The organism is Microbacterium arborescens, from assembly GCF_030369635.1.
Lineage (GTDB): Bacteria > Actinomycetota > Actinomycetes > Actinomycetales > Microbacteriaceae > Microbacterium.
Genome location: NZ_CP128474.1, coordinates 3,363,594 through 3,370,341 on the forward strand (window position 1 = coordinate 3,363,594; position 6,748 = coordinate 3,370,341).

The following is a 6,748-nucleotide window of genomic DNA, read 5'->3' on the forward strand; positions in this document are numbered from 1 at the left end:
AGGGATGTCGACGTGCGACAGGTCATCATCATCGGATCCGGCCCCGCCGGCTACACCGCCGCCATCTACGCGGCGCGCGCGAACCTGAAGCCGCTGCTGATCGCGAGCTCGGTCGAAGCGGGCGGCGAGCTGATGAACACCACCGAGGTCGAGAACTTCCCCGGCTTCCCCGAAGGCATCATGGGGCCCGACCTCATGACCAAGATGCAGGAGCAGGCCGAGAAGTTCGGCACCGAGGTCCTGTACGACGACGTCGTCGAGCTCGACATCGACGGCCCCGTCAAGAAGGTCACGCTCGGAAGCGGCGCCACCCACGAGGCCGACAGCCTGGTCTTCGCGACCGGTTCCGCCCCACGCAAGATCGGCATCGAGGGCGAGAGCCGCCTGTCGGGTCGAGGCGTGTCGTATTGCGCCACGTGCGACGGCTTCTTCTTCCGCGAGCGCACGATCGCCGTCGTCGGCGGCGGCGACTCGGCCATGGAAGAGGCGACGTTCCTGACGAAGTTCGCCTCGAAGGTCTACGTCATCCACCGCCGTGACGAGCTGCGCGCCTCGAAGATCATGCAGAACCGCGCCATGAACAACGACAAGATCGAGTTCATCTGGAACTCCGAGGTCGCCGACATCCTGGGCGAGGATGCCGTCACGGGCGTCGTTCTGCGCGACACGGTCGACGGCTCGACCCGCGAGCTCGCCCTCGACGGCATCTTCGTCGCGATCGGATACGACCCCCGGACACACCTGGTCCACGGATCGCTCGACTTGACCGAGCACGGCACCGTGTGGGTCGACGGCCGCTCGTCGCGCACCTCGGTCGCGGGTGTTTTCGCCGCCGGTGACGTCATCGACCCGACCTACCGCCAGGCGGTCACCGCCGCGGGCAGTGGAACGGTCGCGGCTCTCGACGTCGAGCACTACCTCGCCGCCCTCGGTGAGGCGTCCGAGCCCGCCGCCGACAGCTCACCGCTGCGCGGCCGCCCCGACGAGGGCCTCGAGTCGCTCGTCGCCGAGACCGAGACGGTCTGACAGGAACAATTCGCCCGCGTACGTCGTTGACGTACGCGACACCCTTTCGAAGGAGATCACCATGACCGCCAAGGCCACGACCGAGAGCACCTGGCAGCAGGACGTCCTCGACGCCGATGGACCCGTCCTCGTCGACTTCTGGGCCGCGTGGTGCGGTCCCTGCCGCATGGTCGGCCCCATCCTCGACGAGATCGCCACTGAGCACCCCGAGAAGATCACGGTGCTCAAGCTGAACGTCGACGAGAACCCCAATCTCGCCATGCAGTACCAGATCACCTCCATCCCGGCGATGAAGGTCTTCAACAAGGGCGAGGTCGAGAAGACGATCATCGGCGCGAAGCCGAAGTTCGCACTCGAGCAGGACCTCGCCTCATACATCGGCTGAGATCTCAGGCGCTCTCACAGAAGCCCCGGTCGGATATCTAATCTGACCGGGGCTTTTTCGTGCTTCGAACGAGGACTATTCAACTTCAGGAGGCGTCTGCGCGTGTCGCGGCATCCCAACGCCTGTGGGGTTCGCTGCCGAGCAGTCGCCACACCGCCCTCGTCAACTCCGGGTGATCCATCGCGATCTGTCGGAGCACGCGGTAGTTGCGGGCCGAGCTCGGGCGCCCACCGCCGTACGCGGCGATGTCCTCGGCTCGGAGCATGAGCACGACCAGTTCATCGACGGACGGCAGCTCCTCCATGAACTCCCACGGGTCCTCACCCGCCCGGAGCCGCTCCTCGACGAGCACTGACAGCTCATCAGCTGCCTCCGCGCGCAGCAGCTCGACGCTCGCTCGGCGGGGGTTCTGCTCGTCGGTCACCGAACAAGCCTACGTCGCGTCACCGACACGGGGTCAGCGTGCTCCGTATGCATCCTCACCGAGCTCGGCGAGGATGCGGTTCAGATCCTGGATCGTCGCGAAGTCGACGACGATCTGTCCCTTGCGAGCCCCGAGCGAGATCTTCACCTTGGTATCGAGACGGTCGCCGAGTCGTCCCGCGACCTCATCGAGGTGCGCACGCACTCCCCCCGCCTTGGGGGCGGGGCGACGGGTACCGGCAGCCTCGATGGTCTTCGCCGCGGCCTCGGCAGCGCGGACCGACAGATCCTCGTTGACGATCTTGTCCGCGAGGCGCTGCATACCGTCGGCGCCGTCGACCGAAAGGATCGCACGCGCATGGCCGGCGCTGAGGACACCCGCCGCGACGCGTTGCTGCACCGGTACCGGCAGCCGCAACAGACGGATCGTGTTGCTGATCTGCGGGCGTGAGCGTCCGATGCGCGTAGCGAGCTCTTCCTGCGTGATGCCGAAGTCCTCGAGGAGCTGCTGGTAGGCGGATGCCTCTTCGAGCGGGTTCAGCTGCGATCGGTGCAGGTTCTCGAGGAGGGCATCTCGGAGGAGATTCTCGTCGGAGGTGTCACGCAGGACCGCCGGAATAGCGGTGAGTCCGGCCTCACGCGCGGCACGTGTGCGCCGCTCCCCCATGATCAGCTCGTACTTGCCGTCCTCGTTCGTGCGGACGACGACGGGCTGCAGCACCCCGAACTCACGCACACTGTGCACGAGTTCCGCCAGGTCGTCGCTATCGAAGTGCGTACGCGGCTGCCGGGGGTTGGGAACGATGTCGTTCGGGTCGACCTGGATCAGCGCTGCGCCGGGAATCGAGACGAGCTCGGGGGCATCACTCTGCTCTGTCGCCGACGACGCGGGCGCCTCAACCGTGGCCGCACCATTCCTGCCGCCCGGGAAGAACACGTCGACGGGTCGAGCCTCCGTCGCCTCAGAAGTCGGGATGAGTGCGCCGATCCCTCGACCCAATCCGGTGCGCTTGGCCATCAGGCTTCTCCCTTGTTTCCTTGTGTCGTCGCAGAAGCTCGCTGAGCGATCTCGACGGCCGCCTCGCGGTATGCCACCGCGCCGGCCGACTGCCCATCGTAAGCGATCACGGTCTGTCCGAAGCTCGGCGCTTCCGACACGCGCACAGAGCGCGGGATCACCGTGCGGAGCACCTCGTTCGGGAAGTGCGACCGCACCTCCTCCGCCACCTGCTGCGCCAGTCGGGTACGTCCGTCGTACATCGTCAGGAGAATCGTCGAGAGGTGAAGCCGGCTGTTCAGGTGCTTCTGGATCATCGACACGCTGCCGAGCAGCTGGCTGAGCCCTTCGAGCGCGTAGTACTCGCACTGGATGGGGATCAATAGTTCGTGCGCAGCCGTGAAGGCGTTGATCGTGAGAAGACCCAGCGACGGCGGGCAATCGATCACCACGAAATCGATGCGCTCCTCCACCGAGGCGAGATAGTCCTCGACCGCCGTTCGCAAGCGATGCTCGCGAGCGACCTGAGATACCAGCTCGATCTCGGCGCCAGCCAGATGGATGGTGCTGGGAGCGCAGAGGAGATTAGGGGATTCCGGGCTCACCTGGACGATGTCTGACAGTGGAAACTGGTCGATCAGTACGTCGTACACGCTCGGGACATCCGCACTGTGGGGCACGCCCAACGCGGTCGAGGCGTTTCCTTGCGGATCGAGGTCGATCACGAGCACGCGTGCACCCAGCGAAGCGAGGGATGCAGCCAGGTTCACCGCGGTGGTCGTCTTACCCACTCCGCCCTTCTGGTTGGAGACCGTCATGACACGGGTGTCGCCACTGAAATCGATCGACACAGCGTCGAGCGCGCGGCGACGGGATGACAGGTCCGCCAACTCGCGAGCCAGCGGAGAATCGAACGTCAACGACGCGCGGCCCGACTCGGGTTCTGCCATTCGTTCAACTCCTCGGTTCGTGATCTCACTCTACGGACGCCCTCTGATGTTTCACGTGAAACGGATGGGGTGATGTTTCACGTGAAACGGGGGTTGGTGTCGCAGCCCGACGTTTCACGTGAAACATCACGCCACAGTGGCGCGGATGACTCGCGTTGGTTCCGCCAGCAGGGTCTCCCCCACTGTCTCGACATGCACATCGTTCAATCGGAATCGACGGATGACCTTATCGGCCGCCGCGATCTCAGCCTCGGCATTTGCGCCCTTCAGGAGGATGAGCTCACCTCCGCTTCGCACGAGCGGCGCCGTCAGGGGGACGAGAGTTCGCAGCGCACTGACGGCGCGCGCCGTCACGGCATCCAGAGTCCCGGCGCCGTTCCACTCTTCCGCTCGGGAGCGCACGATCTCGACGTTCGCCAGACCCAATCCACTGACCTGCTCTGCCAACCAGGTAACCCGACGCTCCATGGTCTCGATGAGGACCCACTCGACATCCGGCCGCGCGATCGCGAGCACCAGGCCCGGAAGGCCGGCGCCGGAACCGACGTCGCCTACTCGCCCAGAGAACAGCGGCGCGGCAGCAGCGCAGTTGAGAATGTGTCGCGTCCACAGACGCGGCAGCTCAAGGGGGCCGATCAGGCCGCGTTCCTCGCCGTGTTGGGCGAGAGAAGCCGCGTACTGGCGCGCCAGGTCAGCGCGAGGTCCGAAAAGAGCATCGACCGCTCCCGTCGGCTCCGACTCGATCACGGGTGTTTCACGTGAAACATCAGCCATGACGGATGACGGTATGACGGTCAGCACCCTCGCCGTACGACTCGGACACGACCCCGCGTTCAGAGGCGATATCGTGAACCAGCTTGCGCTCGTAGCTCGACATCGCGGGCAGGGATGCCTGGGATGCACCATCGTTGAGGCGCTCGACCGCCCGGTCGACGAGGCGCTCGAGCTCGCGCCGACGCGCGTCGCGCGATCCCCCGATGTCGAGGATGAGCCGAGAGAAGCGCCCGGTCTTGGTCTGGACGGCGATCCGGGTCAGCTCCTGGACGGCCTGGACGACGTCCGGGTCCGACAGCACCCGCAGCGCACTCGCGTCATCGGCCTCGACCGACACATAAGCACGCCCCGCGCGCACATCGAGGTTGAGGTCACCGTCGATATCGGCGATGTCGAGCAGCCCCTCGATGTAGTCGGCGGCGATGTCGCCCTCGTGCTCGAGCTCTTCGACCGTGGCATCGGCGCGCTCGGCCGTCGTCGACTCTGTGGGGTTCGTCATGATTCCTCGCGTGGTTCGATCAGTGCGCTGACAGGTTCTCGCAGGGTCAGCCCTGCGAGCCGTCCTTGTTCGTCTGCTTCTTCGCGCGCTGCTTGCTCATGGGCTGCTGGCGCTTCGGCTGGGCTGCACGAGCACGCTCGGCCTCCTCGAGAAGGCGCTTCTGCTCGGCCTCGTACTTCTCCATGGAGATGACGCGGCCCTTCGAATCGAGCGCCTTGCCCTTGCGCGCGAGGCGCTCCTCGCGAGCCTTCGCCGCCTCCGAACCGGGGGTCGGCAGGTTGCGGATGACGATGAACTGCTGCGCCATGGTCCAGATGTTCGACGTGAACCAGTACATGACGACACCGAGCGGGAAGAAGACGCCCGAGAAGATGAACGCCAGCGGCAGAACGTAGAGCATGATCTTCTGCATCTGGTACGCCTGGCCGGTCTTGGCCTCGGGCGACAGGTTCTTCGAGATGATCTGCAGCTGGGTGATGAACTGCGACGCGATCATCAGCACGACGAGGATCACGAGGATCGTGACCGTGGCGGTCTGGCCGAGGTTGATCGCCTCGATCATGTTCGTGTGAAGCGGTGCGACATCGAACAGCTGCGCGTCGTAGAACTGCTTGGTCAGGTCGACATTGAGCAGGCCGACACCACCCACGCCCCATTCGGCGTGCTTCTTGACGTCACTCAGCGTGTAGAACATGCCGAGGAGGATGGGCATCTGCACGAGGAGCGGAAGACAGCTCGACACCGGAGTCGTGCCATGTTTCTTGTACAGCGCCATGGTCTCGCGACTCATGGCTTCACGCGACAGCTGGTCACGCTTACCGCGGTACTTCTCCTGGATCTTGCGCATCTCGGGCGCGAGCTCCATCATCTTGCGCTGGCTCTTGATCTGCCGCACGAACAGCGGGATCAGGGCGGAACGCACGACGATAACCAGGCCGATGATCGACATCACCCAAGTCGCACCCGCCGCCGCCGGCATGCCGACTGCAGTGAGAACCCAATGCCAGAAGACCAGGATCGCCTCGACGAGGAACTTGAACGGCCACATGATCGTGCTGAAGAAGTCAGCACCACCGGGAGGAGGAGTCGTCGGGGTCGGCACGACGGGAGTCGGCGTGGCGAGGAAGAGATCCAGCACGGGATCAGTCCTTTCTCGGCGGCACGACGAAGCCGTGCCTGGTCAGGGTGTGGCGGAAGTCCCGATGGGCGGGAACGTCATCGACGCCTCCGGCGGCCCATGGGTGGCATCGGGCGAGCCGAGCGGCGGTCAGGGCGGAGCCCTTCACGAGACCGTGCTGCTGCACGGCTCCCACCGCGTAGGCGGAACAGCTCGGGTAGTACTTGCAGACGTCGCCGTACAGAGGCGACACCACGGATCGATAGGCATGCAACAGCGCGATGCCGGCATTGCGCGGAACGAGGGGAACTGCGCGGGCCACGGATGCCGCGGTCAGCCGGCCCTCACCGACGGAGGCGGCCGGCAGCGTCGACCAGCTCATACCGCCGCACGTCGTCGCAGACACCGCTCCACCTCGTCTTTCAGATCCGCGAAATCCGAGCGCGCCGCGGACGGCAGAGCTCGGATGACGATGTCGGCGCCCTCGCGGACGTCGGGAAGAGCCAGTGCGCAAACGGCCTTCAGCCGTCGGCGCACTGTGTTGCGCACGACGGCTGATCCGACTTGCTTGCTGACG

The 6,748-nt window shown here is 65.4% G+C and carries 9 protein-coding genes; 2 read left to right on the plus strand and 7 right to left on the minus strand.

Annotation, left to right across the window (positions count from 1 at the left end; all coding sequences use genetic code 11):
• Positions 1–12: 12 nt before the first annotated feature.
• The gene (gene trxB, locus QUC20_RS15885; RefSeq protein WP_289330517.1) at positions 13–1,026 is read left to right on the plus strand and encodes a thioredoxin-disulfide reductase; all 1,014 of its coding nucleotides are present in this window, start codon (positions 13–15) and stop codon (positions 1,024–1,026) included.
• Positions 1,027–1,087: 61 nt separating this feature from the next.
• Positions 1,088–1,411, plus strand: a complete 324-nt coding sequence (gene trxA, locus QUC20_RS15890; protein ID WP_023953450.1) for a thioredoxin — start codon at positions 1,088–1,090, stop codon at positions 1,409–1,411.
• An 85-nt stretch (positions 1,412–1,496) separates the two neighbouring features.
• On the opposite strand, the gene QUC20_RS15895 is transcribed toward trxA, so the two are convergent.
• From QUC20_RS15895 to yidD, 7 genes are all read right to left on the minus strand, one after another.
• A complete protein-coding gene (locus tag QUC20_RS15895) occupies positions 1,497–1,835 on the minus strand; it encodes a tryptophan synthase subunit alpha (RefSeq protein ID WP_289330518.1) in 339 nt (112 codons plus the stop codon).
• Between the two features lie 33 nt (positions 1,836–1,868).
• A complete protein-coding gene (locus QUC20_RS15900) occupies positions 1,869–2,852 on the minus strand; it encodes a ParB/RepB/Spo0J family partition protein (protein ID WP_120263929.1) in 984 nt (327 codons plus the stop codon).
• Positions 2,852–3,781 (minus strand): ParA family protein, encoded by a 930-nt coding sequence (locus QUC20_RS15905; RefSeq protein WP_120263928.1) that lies wholly within the window; start codon positions 3,779–3,781, stop codon positions 2,852–2,854. The genes QUC20_RS15900 and QUC20_RS15905 overlap by 1 nt, the downstream gene beginning before the upstream one ends.
• 126 nt (positions 3,782–3,907) lie before the next feature.
• Positions 3,908–4,555, minus strand: coding sequence for a 16S rRNA (guanine(527)-N(7))-methyltransferase RsmG (gene rsmG, locus QUC20_RS15910; protein WP_289331538.1), 648 nt, complete (start codon positions 4,553–4,555; stop codon positions 3,908–3,910).
• A complete protein-coding gene (locus QUC20_RS15915; RefSeq protein WP_289330519.1) occupies positions 4,548–5,054 on the minus strand; it encodes a Jag family protein in 507 nt (168 codons plus the stop codon). The genes rsmG and QUC20_RS15915 overlap by 8 nt, the downstream gene beginning before the upstream one ends.
• Before the next feature lie 46 nt (positions 5,055–5,100).
• The gene (yidC, locus tag QUC20_RS15920; protein WP_289331539.1) at positions 5,101–6,189 is read right to left on the minus strand and encodes a membrane protein insertase YidC; all 1,089 of its coding nucleotides are present in this window, start codon (positions 6,187–6,189) and stop codon (positions 5,101–5,103) included.
• A gap of 7 nt (positions 6,190–6,196) precedes the next feature.
• The gene (gene yidD / locus QUC20_RS15925; protein ID WP_289331540.1) at positions 6,197–6,553 is read right to left on the minus strand and encodes a membrane protein insertion efficiency factor YidD; all 357 of its coding nucleotides are present in this window, start codon (positions 6,551–6,553) and stop codon (positions 6,197–6,199) included.
• Positions 6,554–6,748: the final 195 nt, after the last annotated feature.

What these genes read in the sequence shown, in the direction of transcription:
- rsmG (WP_289331538.1), bottom strand. Translation starts at nt 4,555, where the DNA reads ATGGCTGATGTTTCACGTGAAACACCCGTGATCGAGTCGGAGCCGACG.
- trxA (WP_023953450.1), top strand. Translation starts at nt 1,088, where the DNA reads ATGACCGCCAAGGCCACGACCGAGAGCACCTGGCAGCAGGACGTCCTC.
- QUC20_RS15915 (WP_289330519.1), bottom strand. Translation starts at nt 5,054, where the DNA reads ATGACGAACCCCACAGAGTCGACGACGGCCGAGCGCGCCGATGCCACG.
- QUC20_RS15905 (WP_120263928.1), bottom strand. Translation starts at nt 3,781, where the DNA reads ATGGCAGAACCCGAGTCGGGCCGCGCGTCGTTGACGTTCGATTCTCCG.
- QUC20_RS15900 (WP_120263929.1), bottom strand. Translation starts at nt 2,852, where the DNA reads ATGGCCAAGCGCACCGGATTGGGTCGAGGGATCGGCGCACTCATCCCG.
- yidD (WP_289331540.1), bottom strand. Translation starts at nt 6,553, where the DNA reads ATGAGCTGGTCGACGCTGCCGGCCGCCTCCGTCGGTGAGGGCCGGCTG.